This window comes from Rhodanobacter sp. B05, from assembly GCF_002001085.1.
Taxonomy (GTDB): Bacteria; Pseudomonadota; Gammaproteobacteria; order Xanthomonadales; family Rhodanobacteraceae; genus Rhodanobacter.
Map to the genome: position 1 here is coordinate 183996 of NZ_MUNU01000019.1, position 21615 is coordinate 205610.

Genomic DNA, 21615 nt, shown 5'->3' on the forward strand with positions numbered 1-21615 from the left:
GACAGCCTGCTTCATGACAACATTTTCTCGACGGGAAGCACGAACATCTCGCGTGCACCGGCCTTCTTGATTTCCTCCAGCTGCCGCCAGCTCACCTCGCCGGCGCACAGCGCCTGCAGCATCAGCTGATCCGGTTGACCGGCCACCGGCAGCAGGGTCGGCTGCGGGCCGCCCGGCAACAGGCGCGTGACTGCCTCCAGCGTGTGCCGCGAGGTCTGCAGCAACAGCAGACGCGACTCACGCACCTGGATCACGCCATCCAGCCGCTTCAGCAGCAGCTCCAGCATGTCACCACGCTCGTCCACCGGCAGCGTCTGCGGGCCGACCAGTACGGCCTCGCTCTCCAGCAACACTTCGGTCTCGCGCAATTGATTGGCGACCAGGGTGCCACCGCTCTGTACCAGGTCGCAGATCGCATCGGCAGTACCCAGCTTCGGTGCGATCTCCACCGAACCGGCCAACGTCATCACGCCGGCTTCGATGCCTTGCGCACGCAGCCACTCGCCGAGCAGCCCGGGGTAAGAGGTGGCGATGCGCAGGCCCGCCAGGTCGCCCGGCCCGGCGTAGTCCAGTTCCTGCGGCACGGCGATCGACAGCCTGCATCGGCCGAAACCGAGCGGACGCATCTCAGCCAGCGGCTCGACCTCGCGTCCGGCAACGAGCTGGAACTCGCCGAGGACATTGCGTCCGACGATGCCGAGGTCGCATACGCCCTGGGCGATCAGCCCCGGAATGTCGTCGTCGCGCACCAGCAACAGGTCCACTGGCTCGCCTTCGCCGAAGCAGAACAGCTTGTCGCGGCTCTGCCGGAAGGTAAGGCCACAGCGGGTCAGCAGATCCAGTGCAGGCTCCGTGAGCCGGCCGGACTTCTGCATCGCGATGCGCAGACGATCGCGTGGTTTCATGCCTTCTTCCTTGCCGTTTGCGCCTGCCGCCGTGCCGCCCGGGCCGCTGCGGCCAGATAGCCGCCGCTGCCCTGATTGAGGTAGCGCGCGACGCGCCCGATCGTGGTGATGCTGACCGCGGTGCGCTCGTGGATCTCCCGATAGGAGACGCCTTCCAGCAGATACGGCACCACCCGCCAGCGATCCACCAGCACCTCCAGCTCGGCTGGCGTGCACAGGTCGCGCAGGAAGGCTGACACCTCGTCGAGATTCTTCAGCGACAACAGCGCCTCGTACAGGCTGTGTTCCGCCGATTCGGCCGGGGTCTCGGGATCGAGCGATCGACGCTTCATAATGTACTAATGCATTAATACGAAGGAACGGATCTTACCTGACACGGGGCGCGGCGGCAATTCCCCCGGTAAAGCCTGTCTCGCGCCATTCAGGATGGGGGCGCCCCGCGCTCCGAACAGTGCGCTACCGGCGTGCCAGCCCAGACCGAGCGAAACTCCGGCGCCCCGCGGCAGCGATCCGGTACGGACACCGTTCGCGTTACAAACAAAAACCCCCGCCGAGGCGGGGGTTTCTCGAACACGCCGGGAAGTGGCGTCGACTCAGGCCGACTTCTTCTTCGGCGCCGCCTTCTTCGCGGCTGGCTTGGTCACCGTCGGCTTGGCACCGACCACGGTCGGCGCCGCGACATGCGCGCGCGAATTGCCGTAGCTGCTGCGATAGATCTTGCCGCGGCGGGTCTTGCGATCGCCCTTGCCCATGGAAACACCTGATTGATTGAATGAACGGCCGTCCATCATAGCAGTGCCGGGCCGAACGCCATAGTCAACCGTGGCGATGCCCGGCACAGCCCGGAGTCTCATCGGGGCACGCGCCGGGATCGATCTGCACGGTGACGTGCTCGACTTCGAAGCGCTCACGCAGGATCTGCCGGATCGCCCGCAAGACCCTGGCACCGTCGGCAGGCTCGTTCAGTTCGGCATGCAGGGTCGCCATCCGCGAACCCGAAGCCAGCTGCCAGACGTGCAGGTGATGGATGCTGCGTATGGCCGGGTCGGCGCCGCGCAGCGACTGCTCGACCACGGCACTGTCCACGCCTTCGGGGACGCCTTCCAGCAGGATGTGCGCGGACCTCCGCAGCAATTGCCAGGCATTGCCGAGGATCAGCAGCGACACCAGCAGCGACAGCAGCGGATCCGCCCACAGCCAGCCGAACCAGCGTATCGCCAGCGCGGCGAGCACCGCCGCCAGCGACCCCAGCAGGTCACCCAGCACATGCAGGCTGGCACCCGCCATGTTGACGTCGTCGTGCGCATGACCGTGCAGCGTGCGCAGCACCAGCGCATTGACCAGCAGTCCGGCGAGCGCCACCACCAGCATGACGCCGGACAGGATCGGGCCCGGATGCAGCAGGCGGGTGACTGCTTCGTAGATGATCCAGCCGACCAGCACGAACTGGCTCAATGCGTTGACGAAGCCGACCAGCACCTCCATCCGCCCGTAGCCGTAGCTGCGCCGCGCATCGGCCGGCCGGGCCGCCATCGCCGCGCCGACCACCGCCAGCAACAGGGCCAGCGCATCGACCATCATGTGCCCGGCATCGGCCAGCAACGCCAGCGAGCCTGACCAGACACCACCACCAGCCTCGGCCAGCATGACCAGGACGGTCAGCACGAAGGCCAGCAGCAACTTGCGGCGACGACTCACCGGGTCGCCACCACGCGCGTGGTCGTGCGCATGATCGTGATGGGGTTGGTGGTCGTGTGACGAACTCATGCGCGCATGCTAGGAACGGGTGCTGCCGTTACACAATCACCATGACCTCCGCGGGCACGCCACATTGCCGGCGCCGGGCGAGCCGCGCTCAGTGGGCGCACTGCGGCCCATGCACGTGAGCTGCGCCTGCCCGGCGGTCGCGGTGCAGGTTGACAAAGTGGGCACTGGCCAACAGCAGGCCGCCGCAGGTCACCAGCACGCTGTGCAGGATGATCGAATAGTTTTCGGCGAAGGTGACGCCGAGCAGCAGCAAGGCGAGCCCGGGGATCGCCAGCAACAGCGGCAGCGGCTGCTGGTGGCGCCGGAAACCTCGGATCAGCGCGACCAGGGCCAGCGCGCAGGCGAACATCACGAAGCCGCGCTCGAAGCGGTGGTCAGCCAGAAACTCCAGCCCCACCAACGGTAGTGCCGCCAGCACGAACGGCAGCAAGGCGCAGTGGATCGCGCACAGGAACGACGCGGTCGCACCGATGCGGTCAGCCATTTGCCATCTGCGGGATTGCTGGGATTCCATCTACCTGCCTGGCCTCGCCGGAATGGCGATCCTGATGCCTGGGCAATCATGTTACATTATAACAGTCACTGCCGCCATGACCCGGACCGGCCGGGGTCAGCCCTTGCGACAGTTCCTGCAGGTGCCATGGACTTCCAGCGTCTGCGCCTGCGGACGAAAGCCCAGCGCGCGCGCCTGCGCCTCGATCAGCTCGGCCACCCGCTCGTCGCAGACTTCCTGTGCGCTGGCGCAGGTGTCGCAGATCAGGAAGGGCACCTGGTGCGCCTCGGCCGGGTGATGGCAGGAGACGAAGGCGTTGATCGACTCCAGCTTGTGGATGAAGCCGTTTTCCAGCAGGAAATCGAGCGCCCGGTACACCGTGGGCGGCGCCGCATTGCCATGCTGCTCGCGCAACTGGTCGAGCAGGTCGTAGGCCTTGACCGGCTTGCCGGCCGCTGCGACAAGCTGCAGCACTTCCCGGCGCAGCGGCGTCAGGCGCAGGCCGCGCTCCTTGCTGGCATGCTCGACCGCGCGCACGAAACCCTTCGCATCATGATGATGGTGCGAATGGTGCGCGTGCTGGTTGTCGGTGCCGTCGTGGCTCAATGCTTTCACCTCGCAGTCGATGATACATCCGCCGCGCCAGCCTTCAGCCCGGCAAGGGCGGTGGCTTCACGGGCGGTTTGCGGCGGGGCTTGCACAGGATCACGACCCATCCGATCGGTCCCAGCACCCAGGCCCACAAGGCGCCTTCGGCCACCCGGCCACGCCACCAGCCGAGCAGCAGGCCGACGGCGACAAACAGCAGGCTCCACCAGAACATGGCTGCCCACGGCACCATATTCAACAGGTTGAAAAAAACGTGCCAGAACGCGCCCGGGGCATCGAGATCGACGCCACGGGTCGCCCTGCCCAGCAGATCATCCATGGCGTGAGTGGTGCGTCATCGCCATGGCCTGCAGGTCAGCCCTGCGCCAGCACCAGGGCCGCGTCGATGCGCCGGAGCGCTTCGTCGCGGCCGGCCAGGTAGATCGTGTCCTCGATCGACGGCGAGACCTGGGTACCGGTCATCGCCACGCGCAGCGGCTGCGCGATCTTGCCCATGCCCAGTTCCAGTTGCGCCGCCACTTGCTCGATGACCTGGTGGATCGGCGCCGGACGCCACTCGCATTCGGCCAGCAGCGATTTCGCCGCCGCCAGCACGCTTGGCGCACTGGCGTTCTTCAGGTGCTTGGCGACCGCCTTGTCGTCCCACTCGAGGATCGGGCCATACCAGATCTTTGCGCGCTCGGCCATTTCCTTCAGCGTATGCACGCGCTCGCGCAACGCCACGATCACGTCGACCGGCGCCGGACCATTCGCTGCATCAATGCCTGCGCGCTGCAGGTGCCATTCGAATTCGGCGGCCAGCGACTGCGCATCGTCGGTCTTCAGGTAATGCTGGTTGAGCCAGGCCAGCTTCTCGGTGTCGAAGCGCGAGGCGGCCTTGTTGCCGTCGGCAATATCGAACAGCGCGATCATCTCCGCGCGCGAAAAGATCTCCTGATCGCCATGCGACCAGCCCAGCCGTACCAGGTAGTTGAGGATCGCGTGCGGCAGGAAGCCGTCGGCCCGGTATTCCATCACGCTGACCGCGCTGGTGCGCTTGGACAGCTTCTTGCCTTCCCTGTCCAGGATCATCGGCAGGTGCGCGAATTCCGGCACCTTCGCGCCCAGCGCGTGGTAGATGTTGATCTGGCGTGGCGTGTTGTTGACATGGTCGTCACCACGGATCACCTCGGTGATGCCCATGTCGATGTCGTCGACCACCACCGCGAAGTTGTAGGTCGGCCAGCCGTCGGAACGGAAAATCACCAGGTCGTCCAGCTCGCTGTTGGCGATCTCGATGCGGCCCTTGACCTTGTCCTCGAACACCACCGAGCCTTCGGTCGGATTGCGGAAGCGGATCACCCGGTTGGGATCCTCGCGACGGGGCTCTTTCCGGTCGCGGTAATAACCGTTGTAGCGCGGCTTCTCGCCCGCCGCCATGGCCGCCTCGCGCATCGCCTCGATTTCAGCCTTGCTCTCGTAGGCGTAGTACGCCTTGCCGGCGGCAACCAGCTCATCGGCGACCTGCCTGTATCGCTCCAGCCGCCGCGTCTGGTAGAACGGGCCTTCGTCGGCGTCGAGGTCGAGCCAGTGCATCGCATCCAGGATCGCCTGCACCGCTTCATCGGTGGATCGCTCCCGATCGGTATCCTCGATGCGCAGGATGAACGCGCCGCCGCGGCGGCGCGACTCCAGCCAGCAGTACAGTGCGGTGCGCGCGCCGCCGATGTGCAGGAATCCGGTGGGACTGGGGGCGAAGCGGGTGCGTACGGTCATGGGGGGTTTTCAGGAAATGCGGGGTTGAAGGATGGATTTTAGCCGATACCGGGACGACGGCCCGAAATGGCGCCGGCGTAACTCATGCGCCAGCCGGCTCGTGCCGTTAGCCCTGCTCGCGCTCGGCTGGACCGCCGTGGCGCCAGCGTGGGCGGACAACCCCGGCTATGACCGCCCCGGGCTCGGTTTCAATCCGGCCACGCTGGACGCGGGCGAGCTCACGCTCGAACAAGGCCTGCCGAGCTGGAGCGAGGATCGACAGGACGGTATCCGCAACGCCCAGTACAGCGCCGACAGCTTGCTGCGGCTGGGCCTGGGCCATGCGCTGGAACTGCAGTTCGGCGATTCGTTCTACAACCATCTGCAACTGAGCGGCCCCGGCATCCACCAGGACAGCAACGGCCGTGGCGACAGCAGCGTGGCACTCAAGCTCGCCCTGCCCTCATCGAGCACGTCTTTCAGCTGGGGCCTGCTGGGCAGCGTGGAGTTCACCGACGGCGCCCGCGATTTTCGCAATGACCAGCGCCAGTATCTGCTCGGCATGGCGCTGAGCGAGCAGTTGAACCCGAGCGACAGCATCGGCGCGTATCTGGAAGATGTACGGGCCGGCGGCGCGGACAGCTACACGGTGGCGATCAACCGCAGCCATGCGTTGACGCCGACGCTGACGATCTATGGCGAAGCCGTGTGGCAACGTCCGGCCGACTCCCGCGCCGGCACCCTGGCCGGTGCAGGACTGGCCTGGCAGGTCAGTCGCCGCGTGCAACTGGATGCCGGCTTTCGCCGGCGCGTGAGCGGCCCGTTGGCGACCTGGTGGGCAGGCCTGGGCGCCTCGATGTTCTTCGGGCACTGACCCGGTACCAACTCCCGCGTCATTTCACATGGATCGTGATCCGCTTCGACACCAGCGGCGGATCGAACGGAACGTGGTGGGCATCGCCCAGTTCCAGTTGCAGGGTGTGAGTACCGGGCGTAAGCGTGATCGTGGTTTCGGTCTGGCCACCGCCGAAGTGGATGTGTTGCGCATCGTTCGGGATCGGCTGGCCCGCCACAGGCAATTGCTGCACGTCTACCAGCAGGTGATGGTGGCCAGTGCCATCCTTGCTGACGCCAGCCGGCGCCACGCCCATGCCCTTGAGGCCAAAGCGCACGGTGACGTGCCGGCTGACGGTGGCCCCATCGGTGGGCGAAATGATGTAGACCTCGGTACCCGCCGGCGCGGGGGTGACCGGCAGGCCGGGCGCGTCGGCAGCGATCGCCGTGGCGGTCAGGCCAGCCAACGCAAGAGCGAGAAGCAGGCGTTTCATCGTCAGTCTCCAGCAGGAACAGGAGCAGCCAGTGTAATAGCCGTGGCAGCCTCCGTCGGACTGGGCAAAAAATCATCAATACGTGGCAAGTGCCCGCCAGCAGGCAGGGAATCGTCGTTGTCCACAGGCTTGTACAGAAGGCACCCACAATCGTTGTGGAAAACTGCCCCGCCGAGTGCGTGCAGATGCCTCGACACGCATCTGCCTGCCGTGCGCAATTCCTGACCAGCGCGTAGCAAGTGCTTGATCGACAAGTACGGCAGCGTGCTTGTCCACAGGCTTTGCCGCAGCACGTCCACAGCGGCTGTGGAAAACCCCGCTGCGGATACGACGATGCCGCCCGAAGGCGGCATCGCTGGAGGCAAACGACGGCCCGGACTCAGGCTGCGCGATCCGCCCGGGTGAGGATGCCGAGCAGGTCGGCCAGCTTGTCGCGCATCTCGCGGCGGTCGACGATCATGTCGATCGCGCCGTGGTCAAGCAGGAACTCGGAGCGCTGGAAGCCTTCCGGCAGCGTCTCGCGCACGGTCTGCTCGATCACCCGCGGACCGGCGAAACCGATCAGCGCCTTCGGCTCGCCGATGTTGATGTCACCCAGCATCGCCAGGCTGGCGGAGACGCCACCGGTGGTCGGGTTGGTCAGCACGCTGATGTACGGCACGCCGGCGTCGCGCAGGCGCGCCAGCGCGGCCGAGGTCTTGGCCATCTGCATCAGCGAGAACAGCGCTTCCTGCATGCGCGCCCCGCCGGTGGCGGAGAAGCACACCAGTGCACTCTTGTCGGCCAGCGCGCGTTCGGCGGCACGGGCGAATTTCTCGCCGACCACCGAACCCATCGAGCCACCCATGTAGGCAAACTCGAACGCCACCGCCATCAGTGGCCGGCCCTTGAGCTTGCCGCTCATCGCGACCATCGCGTCCTTTTCGCCGAGTTTCTTCTGGGTCGCCGTGATGCGATCGCGGTATTTCCTGGAGTCGCGGAATTTCAGCGGGTCGGTCGGTTCGAGACTGGCCCACAGTTCCTGCGCGGAGCCGTCGTCGAGCAACGCATCCAGCCGCATCCGCGCACTGATGTAGTGATGATGGCTGCATTTCGGGCAGACCATCAGGTTGCGCTCCAGCTCCGGCTTGTACAGCACGGTGCCGCAGCCGCCACACTTTTCCCACACACCCTCGGGCACCGAACCCTTGCCGCCATTGGCAGGCAGCGTGCGGGTGCGCGGGTTCATGATTTTTTGCAGCCAGTTCATATCAATCGAACTCCATCCGGGCACAAGAGCCCTTGTATTCGACAACCTCGCAGGATGCCAACCCGCACGGCACCATACGTTCCCCTCTCCCTCCGGGAGAGGGCAAAGGGTGAGGGTTCACGCAGCCAAGGGCTATCAACCAACAACCGTACATCATTCAAGTCAGGACGCATCCAGCGCAGCACGGATCGGTTGCAGGAAGTCCCGCGCACGACCTTCGATATCCGCCGCGTCCATGGCACCCGACAAGCTTTCGACCAGCGCACTGCCGATCACCACCGCATCGGCAAACTTGCCGATCGCCACGGCACTGGCCGCGTCGCGGATGCCGAAGCCGACCGCCACCGGTGCACTGGCGCGGGCACGAATGTCGGCAACCCGCGCGGCGATGTCGCTGGTGCTCAGCTGCGCCGCCCCGGTGATGCCGGCGAACGACACATAATACAGGAAGCCCTCGGCCGAACCGCACAGCTGCGCCATACGCACGGGTGCGGTGGTCGGCGCAGCGAGCAGGATCTGCTGCAGGCCCGCGTCGCGCAACGGCTGCAGCACGGCCGATTCCTCCAGTGGACAATCGACCAGCAGCACGCCGTCCACGCCTGCCGCCACGGCCTCCTGCGCGAAGCGCGCATAACCGTGGATCTCGACCGGATTCAGATAGCCCATCAGCACGATCGGGGTATCCGCATCACGTCGGCGGAATTCGCCGACCCAACCCAGCACTTCGTTCAGGCCGACGCCCTTCGCGATCGCCCGTTCGCTGGCGTGCTGGATCACCGGGCCATCGGCCATCGGATCGGAGAACGGCACGCCCAGTTCGATCAGGTCGGCACCGGCAGCGACCAGCGTGTGCATCAGCGCCACCATGTGCTGCGGCGACGGATCGCCGGCGGCGACGAACGGGATCAGGCCGGTGCGGCCGGCGGCCTTGAGTTGGGCGAAGCGGGTATCGATTCGGGTCATGGGATCAGGAGTAGACGAATGAGGAGTGAGTGAAGAGGAGTGAGGAGTGAGAGAAAGCAACGGCGAGTTCGGGCGATGCCGGAGTGGAAGCCCTTCTCTCACTTCTCACTCCTCTTGCCTCACTCCTCGCTTTCCGCTACACCTCCACTCCTTCGCGCGCCGCGATCGTATGCACGTCCTTGTCGCCACGACCGGACAGGTTGCACAACACGATGCCGTCCTTCGGCAGCTCGCGCGCCAGCTTCATCGCCTGCGCCACCGCGTGGCTGGACTCCAGCGCCGCGAGGATGCCTTCCGTGCGCGCCAGCAGATGGAACGCTTCCAGCGCCTCGTCATCGGTGATGCCGACGTACTCGGCACGGCCGGCATCTTTCAGGAACGCATGCTCGGGGCCGACACCGGGATAGTCCAGGCCTGCCGACACCGAATGGGTCTCGGTGATCTGGCCATTGTCGTCACACAGCACATAGGTGCGATTGCCGTGCAGCACGCCCGGCCGCCCGGCCGCGAGCGACGCAGCATGGTGTCCGGTGGCCAGACCCAGGCCCGCCGCCTCGGCACCAACCATGCGTACCTCCGCATCGTTGAGGAAGGCATGAAACAGACCGATCGCGTTCGAGCCGCCGCCGACGCAGGCAGTCAGCACGTCCGGCAGGCGGCCATACTGTTCCAGCATCTGCGCGCGCGCCTCGCGGCCCACGATCGCGTTGAAGTCGCGCACCATCTTCGGGTACGGATGCGGTCCGGCCACGGTGCCGATGATGTAGAAGGTGTCCGCGACATTGGTGACCCAGTCGCGCATCGCCTCGTTCAGGGCGTCCTTCAGGGTCTTCGAGCCGGAAGTCACCGGCACTACTTCCGCGCCCAGCAGCTTCATCCGGTACACGTTGATCTTCTGCCGCTCGATGTCCACCGCGCCCATGTAGACCACGCAGCGCATGCCGAAGCGCGCGGCCACGGTGGCCGTGGCCACGCCATGCTGGCCAGCGCCGGTCTCGGCAATCACGCGCTGCTTGCCCATGTGCCGCGCCACCAGCGCCTGGCCGATGGTGTTGTTGATCTTGTGCGCACCGGTGTGGTTCAAGTCCTCGCGCTTGAGCAGGATACGGGCGCCGCCGACGTGCCGGGACAGCTGTTCGGCGTGATAGATCGGGCTGGGCCGGCCGACATAGTGCTGCAGGTCGCGATCCAGCTCGGCAAGGAAGCCGGGATCTGCGCTCAGGCGCTCGTAGGCTTCGCGCAGTTCGGCCAGCGGTGCCATCAGGGTCTCGGCGACATAACTGCCGCCGTAGGCGCCGAAGCGGCCTTGCGCATCAGGCCAGGCCTGGAAATCCATTGTCTGGAGCGGTGGAGTGGGCATGTCGAATCATCGAAAGACAGGGTGAAGATGTCACAGGTTAACGCGTATCAATGCGATGAAAAAGCGAAATATTTGCCTTGACACTTGAGTTAAACTCACAGCATGTCTGCTCGCGAACTGCTCCCTCTGAATGCCCTGCGCGCGTTTGAAGCCACGGCGCGACTGGGCAGCATGAGTCTTGCGGCACAGGAACTGCGCGTGACCCACGGCGCGGTCAGCCGCCAGGTGCGCGCGCTGGAGGAAGCGCTGGGCCAACCGCTGTTCGTACGCCGGGGACGCGGCGTCGCCCTCACCGCCAGCGGGCAGACCTTGCGCGAAAGCTGCACGGGCGCCTTCGAGCAATTGCGGCAGACCTGGAGCCACCTGCAGCAGTCCCATGCCCGTTCGGCCTTCGTGCTCGGCTGTTCCGGCAGCGTGCTGGCGCGCTGGGTCATCCCCCGACTGGAGCGCTTGCGCCGCGACCTGCCGGCGCTGACCCTGCACCTGTCCGCGCTGGACGAACCCGCCAGCGAAGGAATGGATGGAGTGGACGCCCTCCTGCTGCTGGCCGCGCCACCCTGGCCAGGCGGCTGGCAAGCGCACGAACTGGCGCCGGAATGCATCGGCCCGGTGTTGAGTCCGCGTTACCCCGGCGCCGAACGCCTGCGCGAACTGCCCGCCGAGGCGCTGTGTGACGAGCCGCTGCTGCACACCGCCTCACGGCCGCAGGCGTGGCCGGACTGGGCGCGCGCGATGGGCGTGCCGCCGGACTCCCTGCAGCAGACGCAGGCGCTGCCGCACCTGTACTTCCTGCTGGAAGCGGCCGCCGCCGGGCTGGGCGTGGCGATCGCCCCGCAACCACTGGTGGCCGACGACCTCGCCGCGGGCCGGCTGATCGCGCCCTGGGGTTTTCGGCCGACACCGGCACGCTGGGCCCTGTGTGCGCCGAAACAGGCCAGCGACCCGCGCCTGACCGCGCTGGCAAACTGGCTGCGGCAGGAACTGGCGGAAACGTGACCGGCTGGTCCAGGAGCGTGGGCCGTAGAAACTTTCGAGGCGAAAAAGTGGCTGCGTGAGGACAGATTTTTGCCGCCCGGAAGATTTCTGCGGCCCACGCTCCTAAAGGTGCAGGCGCGCACCCTTCTTCAACTCCTCGGCCGTCTCGGCCGTGAGCGGGCCGAGCACGCCGCGGCGATCCTCGGGGATATGCGCCACTGCCTCCTCGTTGCCGAACACGTAGTAGTCCAGCAGATTCCGCCAGTTGGCCCGCTCGGCAGGCGGCAGCACGCGAAAGGCGAGCAGGCAGTGGAACAACGCGGCGCGTGCGTGGCCGGTGTTGTAGCCGTCGACCTCGACCGGACTCCACCAGTAGTTCACCAGTGCGTTGAGCACTTCCAGCGACTCGACGTTGTGCCACCACAAGGGCGGCATGTAGATCGCGTCGCCCGGATGCAGCTCGGCCACCTGCGCGGCAGCCAGCGCAAGTTTCAGGCGCGGATAGCGCGGGTCGTCCGGTCGGTCCAGCCGCGCCATGCTGATTGCCGCGCCGGTGGGCGCGTAGTCCAGCGGGCCGATATAGAGGTTGGGCAACTGCTCGGGTGGGAACAGCGTGAAACGGCGCGCGCCGCATACCACGCAAGCGATGTTGTGCTGCGAATCGAAGTGCGTGGGCGTGGTGACCTTGTTGCCCATCCACAGGCGTGGCTCCACGCGCGGGTCGAGAAAAGGCAACGCATGCCCGGCCAGGAATCCGGGCATGCAATCGCGGATCGGCACGCTCTGGATCACCAGCCCCGGTGCATTGTCACGCCGGCTGTAGCTCGCCAGGCGCCGCAAGCCAAGGGTCAGCGACACCTTGAAGTGCTGGTAGTTGAACCCGCTCAGGTCGGGTGCATAGCCGATGATGCCGTCGCCTTCCGGCGCGATCAGCAAGGTGGTCACGTCGGCGCCGTTGTCCAGCTCCGCCAGTCGCTGCGCGAAAGCGGTATCCGACTGCCGCGCCAGCTTCACCACCGGCCACTCGCGCACCAGGCCACGGATCACCAGCGGGCGGCCACCGGCCACCACCGCGTCGAGATCGAACGGATGGTCATCGTCGACGCGACATTCCTCGATCGCGGCAGGTGCGGGAATCGTGCCGGAAAGTTCGCCCATGACTACCCCTCCCTCGTGTCTGCGGCGCGCACCGCCGCCATGAAGTCGGCCAGCAGGGTCGCATCCTTGATGCCTGGCGCCGACTCCACCCCGCTGGCCACGTCCACGGCCCATGGCCGCGCCAGGCGGATCGCCTGCACGACGTTGTCTGCGCGCAGGCCGCCGGCCAGGATCACGGGCTGACCCAGACCGCCCGGTATCCGTGTCCAGTCGAAGCGCTTGCCGCTGCCGCCGGCCTCGCCAGATCCGTGCCCGTCCAGCAACAGCGCCGACGCACCGGGATAGTCGCGCAGCCGCGGCAACGACGAATCGCCGTCGCCCATCGCGACGGCCTTGAGGTAGGGACGTCCGAAGCGGGCGCAGTCGGCATCGCTTTCCGAACCATGGAACTGCAGCAGGTCCGGGTTCACCGTCGCGATGACTTCCTCGACCCGTGCCGGCGTGTCGTCCATGAACAGGGCCACCGTGGTAACGAAGGGCGGCAGCGCACGACGGATCGCCAGAGCCTGGACCATGCTCACCTGCCGCCGACTGCGCGCGGTGAACACCATGCCGATCGCGTCCACCCCCAGCCGCGCCGCCAGCAAGGCGTCCTCGACCCGGGTCATGCCGCAACACTTGATGCGCGTCATGCGGAAAGCTCCCGCATGCTGACCTCTTCCGGCAACGCCCAGTGCCGCTCGTAGCGAGGCCCGACAAAGGTCAGGCCGGAAGCCGGCGCGGTGGGGCCGGCTACCTGCCGATCACGCCCGGCCAGCAGTTGCGCCATCCATTCGACCGGCTGCTCGCCGCGACCGATCAGCAGCAACGAACCGACGATGTTGCGCACCATGTGGTGCAGGAAGGCGTTGGCTTCGATCTCGACCAGCACGTGCTCGTCCGCGCGTCGCACGCCTGCCACCAGGACCGAACGGCGTGGATGTGCGGCCTGGCAGGACAAGGCCCGGAACGCGCTGAAATCGTGCTCGCCCAACAGCGCCTGCACGGCGGCGTGCATGCGGTCGGCGTCCAGCGGCAGGCGCTCCCAGGTGACATGACGCGCATCCAGCGCCGCACGCACAGGCCGGTTGAGAATGTGATAGCGATAACGCCGACTGCGTGCCGCATAGCGGGCGTGGAAACTGTCCAGCACCGGCTGTGCCCACAGCACCGCCACGCTTGCCGGCAGGTTGGAGCAGGCACCGAGCACCCAGCCACGCATCCCGCGACATGCTTCGGTATCGAAATGCACCACCTGACAACGCCCGTGCACGCCGGCATCGGTACGCCCGGCACAGCTGATCTCCACCGGATGTGCGGCGACCTTCGACAGCGCCAGCTCGACCGCCGCCTGCACGCTCGGCCCCTCGGTCAGCCGTTGCCAGCCGGAAAAATCGGTGCCGTCGTATTCGATGCCGAGAGCGATGCGCATGAGCCGTATGAAAATCGTTGTAGCGACACCGAAGATTAGCAGGGCCGCAACGAAGTCGGGCCGGCAAGGCCGGCCCGACTTCGTTGTCAACCGGGTGTGCTATATCAGCTCAGGCCGTCAAGCAGGCGTCGGGCGGTATCACGCTGCATCTGGCTGCCTTCCTTGAGCACTTCGCCCAGCATCGCGCGGGCACCATCGGCATCGCCCATGTCCAGGTAGGCCCGCGCCAGATCGAGCTTGGTGTCGACCGGGTCGTCGCTGAAGTCGACGGGTTCGTGCCCCAGGCCCATCCCGTGCGGCGCGGCGGTATCCGGCTCGGCCCAAACGGCGGATTCGGCGTGCGGCTTGACCACGGTGATGTCATCCGGCGCAGGCGCAGGCGCAGGCGGCCTGGGCGGCTCGGCGGCCGCCGGATGAGTCAGGTCGAAGTTGAAGTTGTACTCGCTGACCTTTTTCGGCCCTGCCGGCAACGATGGCGGGAGCGGCGACACGACGGTGGCGTCGTCGTCATGGTCCTTGTAATCGTCGATGTCGAAACCCTGACCCGACGTCGCGTGCCCGGATGCCGTCGCCTCTTCATGGTGATCGAACAACGGGTGCTCGGGGGCCAGATCCTCGCCCATGTGCAGCACGTCCTGCCACTCGTCCTGGGCCGGATCGGTGATGTGTGCGTGCATCGCCTCGGCGGCGGCCTCGAAGCGCTCGACGTCGCGCCGCGAGTAATACAGCGTGACCAGTTCCAGGTGCAGGTAAATATCGTCCGGATGTTCGGCGAGCTGATCGAGCAACTGCTCCTGATCGGTATCGTCGTCGAGCAGGTGGTCGTCGCCCGAGGCGGGTGCAACAAAGCGGTCGGCCAGCGAGGAGGCGGACTTCGACGCCGCAGCCGCCACCGGCTTGCGGCGACGGCCCAGCATGGCCAGCAGGATCAGCAGCACGATGGCGGCCGCGCCCGCAGCCCATGCCCAGGTCTGCATGTACCAGGGTTCTTCAGGAGCAGGCGCAGGTTTGCCTGCGGATTTGGTCACCGGTTTGGCGGTGGCAGGCGCGGCCACCGACGCCGCTGGCGCGGTAACCGCCGCCGGTGCTGCCGACGTGCTGGCAGCGGCGGTCGATGCCGAGGTGGCGGTCGCCGCTGAAGTGCCCGATGCGGCAACGGACGCCGACCCGGCCATCATGGAGGACGCTGCGGCAGCCGTTGGCACGTTCGCGTTGGCGCTGGTGCCTCCGGTCGCCATGGCCGGCTCCGGCGCAGCCGCAGCCGACGGCTCCGTGTTCGGCGTCGTCGCGACGCTGGCTGCCGTTGCCGACGCTTTTCCGGCGGCAGCGGCAGCCTTGCGCGCCGCCGCAAGTTTGGCCTGCAGTTCGGCGATCTCACTGTCCTTCAGTGACAGCAGATGCTCGTTCTTGCCGTTGATGTCGGTCAGGTCCTTCAACCGGGTCTTCAGGTCGCTGCTTTGCTGTTGCAGGCTGGCCACACTCTCCTTGGCGCGAAGGAGATCCTCGCGCAGGGCAGCCGACGACTTGTCACCCTTGCCGGTTCCCTGGCTGCCGGTGTCACCACCGACTTTCGGCGGAACCAGGGCAAGTCGATCCTCGTTGCCTGCGGGCGTGGTGCCGGCTGAACCGGACGCGGTGGCGCGCGTCCCGGCGTCGGCCACGACCGACGGCTTGCCCGGCGCACCGGCACGCCAATCGCTGTTCTGCCGGCGCACTTCCGCAGCGGCCGCCGCCAAGGTCAGGGCCTGCGCCTCGGCCGAGGTTGGCACGCGCAGCACCGCGCCACTCTTGAGCGCGTTGATGTTGTTGCGATAGAACGCATCGGGATTGGCCTTCTGCAAGGCCAGCAGCATCTGCTGCACATCGACACCCGATGGCGCCAGGTTACGGGCGATCGCGGAAAGCGTCTGGCCGCTTTGAACCGGGCCATAGCGACCGTTGCTGACACCCGTCGGGGCCGGTGCAGGTGCCGGTGGCGCCGTCACGTGCCGTGGCGCGGCAGCCGGCACAACCTTCGCCGGTCTGGCAGGCGCCGGTTCCGCCGGGGTGGCCGTCGCCATCGCGGCCGGTGCGGACGCGCCGGGCGGATCCAGCAGGATGGCGTATTCACGCACGCTCTTGCCGGCATGGCCGTTCACTTCGATCAGCAGATCGAGGTAGGGGTTGTCCACCGGCACGCTGCTGGTGATGCGGATCACCGGGTTGGCGCCGGCTGCGCCGGATACGCTGAAGTGCAGCGGGATGCTGGTGCGGCCACCGACAATGCCGGCGCGGGCAAATTGCTCGCTTGAGGCCAGCGTTACCGTAAGGCCCTGCAATTCCGCCGGATTTGCCGGATGCAGCGGAATTTCCGCCAACAGTGGCTGCCCCAAGGCTGACTTGACCTGGACCTGGCCAAGATCCAGCGCCAGGAGCTGACTGCTGCCCAGCGCCAGTGCCACCAGCATCGACAATTTCAACGAACGATTCATGCGTGCTCCCCCGAACGATCCTTGGCGCAACTTCTTGTTTAAAGGTGCCCCCACCATGGCGGCGGCTGCGTCAGCGTGCCGCCACTTTAGTTACATGCGGACCAATCAACAATAGCTGCGGCGAATACTTGCAGTACATTGCTGCGGTGCGTTCTTGCCTGGGCAGCGCCCTCATCGCTGCCCTGCCGGGTGGCCGGCCTGCAGCTCCAGCAGCTTCCGGCGCAGCTCGGCTATCTCCTTGTCCTGCTGCTGCAGGCGTTCGCCGGCCTGCCTGCTGTCCGATTCCTGCCTGGCGACTTCCCGCTCCAGCCGTTTCACTTCGCCCTGGTTCCGCTTGAGCCGCTGCTGGATCTTCGGCAACGGTGCCTTCGTGGCGGGCGCCGGGGCGGTCGGGGGAGTCGCCAGAACCGGGGCAGCAAGAGCAAGAGCCAGGCCCATGACGGTGATGAGCTGCAATCGACCCATGGTCAGAGATATTCCTCGATCAACAATTCGGCGATCTGCACCGCATTGAGCGCTGCGCCCTTGCGGATATTGTCCGACACGATCCACAGGTCCAGCCCGCGTTCGTGCGAGATGTCCTCGCGGATGCGGCCCACGAAGACCCCGTCGGCGCCAGCTGCCTCGCCCACCGCCGTGGGATAGCCACCCGGCTTGCGTTCGTCCACCAGCACCACGCCGGGTGCCTGCCGCAGCAGTTCGCGGGCTTCTTCGGCAGTGATCTTCTCGCTGGTCTCGATGTGGACTGCCTCGGAATGGCCATAGAACACCGGCACGCGCACCGCGGTCGGATTCACCTGGATCGACTCGTCTTCAAGGATTTTCCGGGTCTCCCACACCAGCTTCATTTCCTCCTTGGTGTAGCCGTTGGGCTGGAAATCGTCGATCTGCGGGATCACATTGAACGCGATCTGGGCCGGGAATTTCTTGCCGGGCTCCACGCTTTGGAAGTTCAGCAGGGCCGCGGTCTGCTTGCCCAGTTCCTCCATCCCGCTGCGACCGGCACCGGAGACGGACTGGTAGGTCGCCACGTTGATCCGCTCGATCTGCACCGCGCGATGGATCGGCGCCAGCGCCACCAGCATCTGCATGGTCGAGCAGTTCGGGTTGGCGATGATGCCGCGATGGGTGTACTGCGCGATCGCATGCGGGTTGACCTCGCTGATCACCAGCGGGATGTCGTCCTGGTAGCGGAACTCCGAGGTGTTGTCGATCACCACCGCGCCGGCTGCCGCCGCCCGCGGCGCGTGTTCGCGGCTGACCGAACCGCCGGCCGAGAAGAACGCGATGTCGACGCCGGCGAAATCGTAGGTGTCGAGCAGTTGCACGGTGATGTCCTTGCCGGCGAAGCTGACCTTGCCGCCGGCCGAACGCTCGCTGGCCAGTGGCACCAGTTCGCTGACCGGGAAATTGCGCTCGGCGAGGATCGCCAGCACGGTCTCGCCGACCGCGCCGGTGGCGCCGACCATGGCGACCTTGTAACTGCTCTTCTGACTCATCGGATGGCTTGCCCTGAAGGAAGGAGGATCGTGCCGCTCACAGCACGTTCGGGTTGAGGATATTGGGCGGACGCCCGGCATGCGGACCATGCCCGAACATCGCCAGCACATTGTCCACCGCCACCGAAGTCATCGCGCGGCGGGTTTCGGTCGTGGCGCTGGCGATATGCGGGCTGAGCAGCACGTTGTCCAGCGCGAGCAGCTCGGGATGCACCCTGGGCTCGCCCTCGAACACGTCCAGTGCCGCGCCGGCCAGGCGTCGCTCGCGCACGGCGGCGGCGAGAGCGGCATCGTCGACGATGCCGCCCCGGGCGATATTGATCAGCATGGCGGTCGGCTTCATCAGCGCCAGTTCGGGTGCGCCGACGGCATGGCGCGTCTGTGCGGTCAGCGGCAACGCGAGCACCAGGAAGTCGGACTCACGCAGCAATTGCTGCTTGTCGACATGGCGGGCGTTGCAGGCGCGCTCGTCCGCCGCGGGCAGCGGCGAGCGATTGTGGTAGATCACCGGCATGCCAAAACCCACGGCGCGTCGCGCGATCGCCTGGCCGATGCGCCCCATGCCGAGAATGCCAAGCGTGCGACCGCGCACGTCGGCTCCCAGCCAGGCCTTGAACTCGGTAGCGTGCCACTGCCCCGCTCGCAGCCAACGCTCGGCAGCCGTCATGCGGCGTGCGGCGCCGAGCAGCAGCGCCCAGGCGTAGTCGGCCACGCTCTCGTTGAGCACGTCGGCTGTGTTGGAAACGGCAATGCCGGCGGCGCTCATCGCGTCCAGGTCGATATTGTCGTAACCCACCGCGAGATTGGCGACGATCCGCAAGCGTTCGGCGCCGCCGACCTCGGCCGCGCCGATGCGATCCTTGAGGCCGACGATCACGGCGTCCTGCCCGGCCACGCGCGCAACCAGCTCGGACGAGCTGAACTTGCGCTCTTCCGCCTCCACGCTCACCTCGAAATGGGGTTCCAGCCGGGCAATGACGCCCGGAAAGGTGGGACGGGAAACCCAGACGCGTGGCTTGTCGGTCATCGAACTGGTTCCGGTTGCAGCATTGGAGTGTCAGGTGATGCGCGGCGCAACCGGCCCCACATCGCCGCACTGCGCCCGATGGCGCAACGCGTGATCCATCAGCACCAGCGCCATCATCGCCTCGGCGATCGGCGTGGCACGGATGCCGACGCAGGGATCGTGCCGTCCCTTGGTAACCACGTCCACCGGCTCGCCGGCCAGGTTCACGCTATGGCCGGGAATCAGGATGCTCGACGTGGGCTTCAGCACGATCGACGCGGTGACCGGCTGACCGCTGCTGATGCCGCCGAGGATACCGCCCGCATGATTGGACGTAAAGCCGTCCAAATGCATCTCGTCGCGATGCTCGCTTCCGCGCTGGGCGACCGCCGCGAAGCCATCGCCGATTTCCACCCCTTTCACCGCGTTGATCGACATCAGTGCGCTGGCCAGGTCGCCATCGAGCTTGCCGTAGATAGGCTCGCCCCAGCCCGGCGGCACGCCGTCGGCCACCACGTTGACGCGCGCGCCGACCGAATCGCCGGACTTGCGCAACGCATTGATGTAATTCTCCAGCGCCGGCACCTGGGCCACATCGGGCCAGAAGAACGGGTTCTGCTCCACTGCCTCCCAGTCGAACGCATCCGGCGTGATCTCGCCGATCTGCGCCAGCCAGCCGCGCACGCGCACGCCGTGGCGTTCGGCCAGCCACTTCTTGGCGATCACCGCCGCCGCCACGCGCATGGTGGTCTCGCGTGCCGAGGAACGCCCGCCGCCGCGCGGATCGCGGATGCCGTACTTCTGCCAGTAGGTGTAGTCGGCGTGGCCGGGCCGGAAGCTTTGCGCTATATCGCCGTAATCCTTGCTGCGCTGATCGGTGTTGCGGATCAGCAACGCGATCGGCGTGCCGGTGGTCTTGCCCTCGTACACGCCGGAAAGGATTTCCACCTCGTCCGCCTCGTGCCGCTGCGAGGTGTAGCGGCTGCGGCCGGTGGCGCGCCGTTCCAGGTCCTGGCGGAACTCCTCCGCGGCGATCGTCAGCCCGGGCGGGCAGCCGTCGACCACACAGCCGATCGCCGGCCCGTGACTCTCGCCGAAGGTGGTGACGGTAAGCAGTTTGCCGAACGAGTTGCTGGACACGGGGTTTGGACGTCCACGGGATAACCGGCACAGCTTAACCGTGATGAGGTCCGCTTGCCTGCTGCGCGCGCCACTCGTGATCCAGCATGGCGAAAATCACGTCATCGGCCCATTCGCCCTTGAACCACAGGCTTTCGCGGTGATGGGCTTCCTGGCGCAGGCCGAGCGCACGCAGCATGGCCATGCTGGCCAGGTTGCGCGGATCGACCGAGGCATGGACGCGGTGCCGGCCAAGCTCACCGAACACGCAGGCCAGCAGCGCGCGCACCGCCTCGCTGGAATAGCCGTGGCCCTGATACGCGGGTGCGATGCTGGCTCCGAACTCGACCGAGTCCCGCGGATCTTCGGGCAGGCACACGCCCAGGTCGCCGATCAGCACGCCGGCTTCGCGCAACCGGATCGCGCGCTGGAACCAGCCGTGCGATGGCGACAGCGGTTGCGCCGCGATGAATTCACTGGCCGCGGCGAGGTCGGCCGGGCACCAGCCCTGATAGATCGCCACCGAAGGGTCGGCGCGGCAAGCAAACAGCTCTTGCGCATCCTCCGGTCGCAGCGCGTCGATGTGCAGGCGTGCCGTGACCAGTTCCATCGTTCAGCCCGCGCGGCGCGCGGCAGCCGCCGCCTTGATGACTGCAGCGTGCTCGACCAGGTCGCGCCGCTCCAGCGCAAACACGCCCATCTGACCGACCTTGAACTCGATCCAGATGAATGGCACTTCCGGCAGCAGTGCGGCCAGCGCGTGCTCACTCTCTCCCACCTCGACGATCAGCAGGCCGTCCTCGCTGAGATGATCGGCCGCCTCGTCGAGCATGCGCAGGCACAGGTCCAGTCCGTCCGCGCCCGAGGTGAGGCCCAGCTTCGGTTCGTGCGCGTACTCGCCAGGCAACGCGGCGTACTCGTCTTCGGTGACGTACGGCGGGTTGGAGACGATCAGGTCGTAGTGGCGCCCCTTCACCCCGGCGAACAAATCGGAGCGGATCGCCTCGACCCGGCCCTCGACGTGCTGGAACACGATGTTCTCGCGCGCCAGCGACAGCGTCTCGTCGCTGATGTCGACGATGTCGACCTGCCAGTCCGGGTTGTACTCGGCCATCGCGATACCGATACAGCCCGAACCGGTGCACAGATCCAGCGCGCGCTCGATGTGGCGCTCGTCCAGCCACGGCGCGAAGCCCGACTCGACCAGCTCGGCGATCGGTGATCGCGGCACCAGGGCGCGGCGGTCGCTCTTGAACTTCAGCCCGGCGAACCAGGTCTCGCCGACCAGGTAGGCCACCGGCAGGCGCTCGGTCACGCGGCGCTCGATCAACGCCAGCACGTTCTCGCGCTCGGCTGCAGTGAGCTTGCCGGCGCCGTAGGCCGGAGGGATGTCCGGCGGCAGGTGCAGGCTGGCGAGGATCAGGTGCGTGGCCTCATCAATCGGGTTGTCGTGACTGTGTCCGAAGGTCAGTCCGGCCGCGGAGAAGCGGCTGGCACCGTAGCGGATGAAGTCGATGATCGTGGCGAGTTCGGAAGTCACGGCAATCCCGGTCGGACAGGGCAGAAGG

24 protein-coding genes are annotated in these 21615 nt (G+C 66.7%); 2 read left to right on the forward strand and 22 right to left on the reverse strand.

Annotated features, from left to right (window positions below):
- Positions 1–11: 11 nt before the first annotated feature.
- From hisG to gltX, 8 genes are all read right to left on the reverse strand, one after another.
- A complete protein-coding gene (gene hisG / locus B0E47_RS14340) occupies positions 12–905 on the reverse strand; it encodes an ATP phosphoribosyltransferase (RefSeq protein ID WP_077514955.1) in 894 nt (297 codons plus the stop codon).
- Positions 902–1237, reverse strand: a complete 336-nt coding sequence (locus B0E47_RS14345; protein WP_077514956.1) for a YerC/YecD family TrpR-related protein — start codon at positions 1235–1237, stop codon at positions 902–904. The genes hisG and B0E47_RS14345 overlap by 4 nt, the downstream gene beginning before the upstream one ends.
- A 261-nt stretch (positions 1238–1498) precedes the next feature.
- The gene (locus B0E47_RS14350; RefSeq protein ID WP_077514957.1) at positions 1499–1657 is read right to left on the reverse strand and encodes a 30S ribosomal protein THX; all 159 of its coding nucleotides are present in this window, start codon (positions 1655–1657) and stop codon (positions 1499–1501) included.
- Positions 1658–1721: 64 nt separating this feature from the next.
- Positions 1722–2672 carry a cation diffusion facilitator family transporter gene (locus tag B0E47_RS14355; protein WP_077514958.1) on the reverse strand — a complete coding sequence of 317 codons (951 nt, stop codon included), beginning with the start codon at positions 2670–2672 and terminating at the stop codon, positions 1722–1724.
- Between the two features lie 88 nt (positions 2673–2760).
- Entirely contained in the window at positions 2761–3186 is a 426-nt protein-coding gene (locus tag B0E47_RS14360) for a MerC domain-containing protein (RefSeq protein ID WP_077514959.1), read from the reverse strand.
- Positions 3187–3282: 96 nt separating this feature from the next.
- Positions 3283–3771, reverse strand: a complete 489-nt coding sequence (locus B0E47_RS14365; protein ID WP_254422980.1) for a transcriptional repressor — start codon at positions 3769–3771, stop codon at positions 3283–3285.
- A 43-nt stretch (positions 3772–3814) separates the two neighbouring features.
- The gene (locus tag B0E47_RS14370; RefSeq protein WP_077514961.1) at positions 3815–4093 is read right to left on the reverse strand and encodes a hypothetical protein; all 279 of its coding nucleotides are present in this window, start codon (positions 4091–4093) and stop codon (positions 3815–3817) included.
- Positions 4094–4128: 35 nt separating this feature from the next.
- Positions 4129–5529, reverse strand: a complete 1401-nt coding sequence (gltX, locus tag B0E47_RS14375) for a glutamate--tRNA ligase (RefSeq protein WP_077514962.1) — start codon at positions 5527–5529, stop codon at positions 4129–4131.
- 100 nt (positions 5530–5629) lie between these two features.
- On the opposite strand from gltX, the gene B0E47_RS14380 reads away from it, so the two are divergent.
- A complete protein-coding gene (locus B0E47_RS14380; RefSeq protein WP_254422946.1) occupies positions 5630–6382 on the forward strand; it encodes a transporter in 753 nt (250 codons plus the stop codon).
- Between the two features lie 19 nt (positions 6383–6401).
- On the opposite strand, the gene B0E47_RS14385 is transcribed toward B0E47_RS14380, so the two are convergent.
- From B0E47_RS14385 to trpB, 4 genes are all read right to left on the reverse strand, one after another.
- Positions 6402–6836 (reverse strand): DUF4399 domain-containing protein, encoded by a 435-nt coding sequence (locus B0E47_RS14385; RefSeq protein WP_077514964.1) that lies wholly within the window; start codon positions 6834–6836, stop codon positions 6402–6404.
- A gap of 379 nt (positions 6837–7215) precedes the next feature.
- Positions 7216–8085 carry an acetyl-CoA carboxylase, carboxyltransferase subunit beta gene (accD, locus tag B0E47_RS14390; RefSeq protein WP_077514965.1) on the reverse strand — a complete coding sequence of 290 codons (870 nt, stop codon included), beginning with the start codon at positions 8083–8085 and terminating at the stop codon, positions 7216–7218.
- A 162-nt stretch (positions 8086–8247) separates the two neighbouring features.
- Entirely contained in the window at positions 8248–9048 is an 801-nt protein-coding gene (gene trpA / locus B0E47_RS14395) for a tryptophan synthase subunit alpha (RefSeq protein ID WP_077514966.1), read from the reverse strand.
- 136 nt (positions 9049–9184) lie between these two features.
- Entirely contained in the window at positions 9185–10408 is a 1224-nt protein-coding gene (trpB, locus tag B0E47_RS14400) for a tryptophan synthase subunit beta (protein WP_077514967.1), read from the reverse strand.
- Between the two features lie 102 nt (positions 10409–10510).
- On the opposite strand from trpB, the gene B0E47_RS14405 reads away from it, so the two are divergent.
- Complete coding sequence (locus B0E47_RS14405; protein ID WP_077514968.1) at positions 10511–11404, forward strand: LysR family transcriptional regulator; 894 nt, start codon at positions 10511–10513, stop codon at positions 11402–11404.
- 102 nt (positions 11405–11506) lie between these two features.
- Here the strand turns inward: B0E47_RS14405 and B0E47_RS14410 are convergent, their stop codons facing one another.
- The 10 genes from B0E47_RS14410 to prmB all read right to left on the reverse strand — a co-directional run bounded on the left by B0E47_RS14410 (position 11507) and on the right by prmB (position 21587).
- Positions 11507–12541, reverse strand: coding sequence for a cupin-like domain-containing protein (locus tag B0E47_RS14410; protein ID WP_077514969.1), 1035 nt, complete (start codon positions 12539–12541; stop codon positions 11507–11509).
- A 2-nt stretch (positions 12542–12543) separates the two neighbouring features.
- The gene (locus tag B0E47_RS14415) at positions 12544–13173 is read right to left on the reverse strand and encodes a phosphoribosylanthranilate isomerase (RefSeq protein ID WP_077514970.1); all 630 of its coding nucleotides are present in this window, start codon (positions 13171–13173) and stop codon (positions 12544–12546) included.
- Positions 13170–13952 (reverse strand): tRNA pseudouridine(38-40) synthase TruA, encoded by a 783-nt coding sequence (truA, locus tag B0E47_RS14420; protein ID WP_077514971.1) that lies wholly within the window; start codon positions 13950–13952, stop codon positions 13170–13172. The genes B0E47_RS14415 and truA overlap by 4 nt, the downstream gene beginning before the upstream one ends.
- 104 nt (positions 13953–14056) lie before the next feature.
- A complete protein-coding gene (locus tag B0E47_RS14425) occupies positions 14057–16423 on the reverse strand; it encodes a FimV/HubP family polar landmark protein (protein ID WP_077514972.1) in 2367 nt (788 codons plus the stop codon).
- A 171-nt stretch (positions 16424–16594) separates the two neighbouring features.
- Complete coding sequence (locus tag B0E47_RS14430) at positions 16595–16888, reverse strand: hypothetical protein (RefSeq protein WP_254422947.1); 294 nt, start codon at positions 16886–16888, stop codon at positions 16595–16597.
- A 2-nt stretch (positions 16889–16890) separates the two neighbouring features.
- Positions 16891–17922, reverse strand: a complete 1032-nt coding sequence (locus B0E47_RS14435) for an aspartate-semialdehyde dehydrogenase (protein WP_077514973.1) — start codon at positions 17920–17922, stop codon at positions 16891–16893.
- Positions 17923–17959: 37 nt separating this feature from the next.
- On the reverse strand, positions 17960–18949 hold the full coding sequence (locus tag B0E47_RS14440; protein ID WP_077514974.1) for a D-glycerate dehydrogenase: 990 nt from the start codon (positions 18947–18949) through the stop codon (positions 17960–17962).
- Between the two features lie 30 nt (positions 18950–18979).
- Complete coding sequence (gene aroC, locus B0E47_RS14445) at positions 18980–20068, reverse strand: chorismate synthase (protein WP_077514975.1); 1089 nt, start codon at positions 20066–20068, stop codon at positions 18980–18982.
- A 34-nt stretch (positions 20069–20102) separates the two neighbouring features.
- Positions 20103–20657, reverse strand: a complete 555-nt coding sequence (locus B0E47_RS14450) for a GNAT family protein (protein ID WP_077514976.1) — start codon at positions 20655–20657, stop codon at positions 20103–20105.
- 3 nt (positions 20658–20660) lie between these two features.
- Complete coding sequence (gene prmB / locus B0E47_RS14455) at positions 20661–21587, reverse strand: 50S ribosomal protein L3 N(5)-glutamine methyltransferase (RefSeq protein ID WP_077514977.1); 927 nt, start codon at positions 21585–21587, stop codon at positions 20661–20663.
- Positions 21588–21615 lie beyond the last annotated feature (28 nt).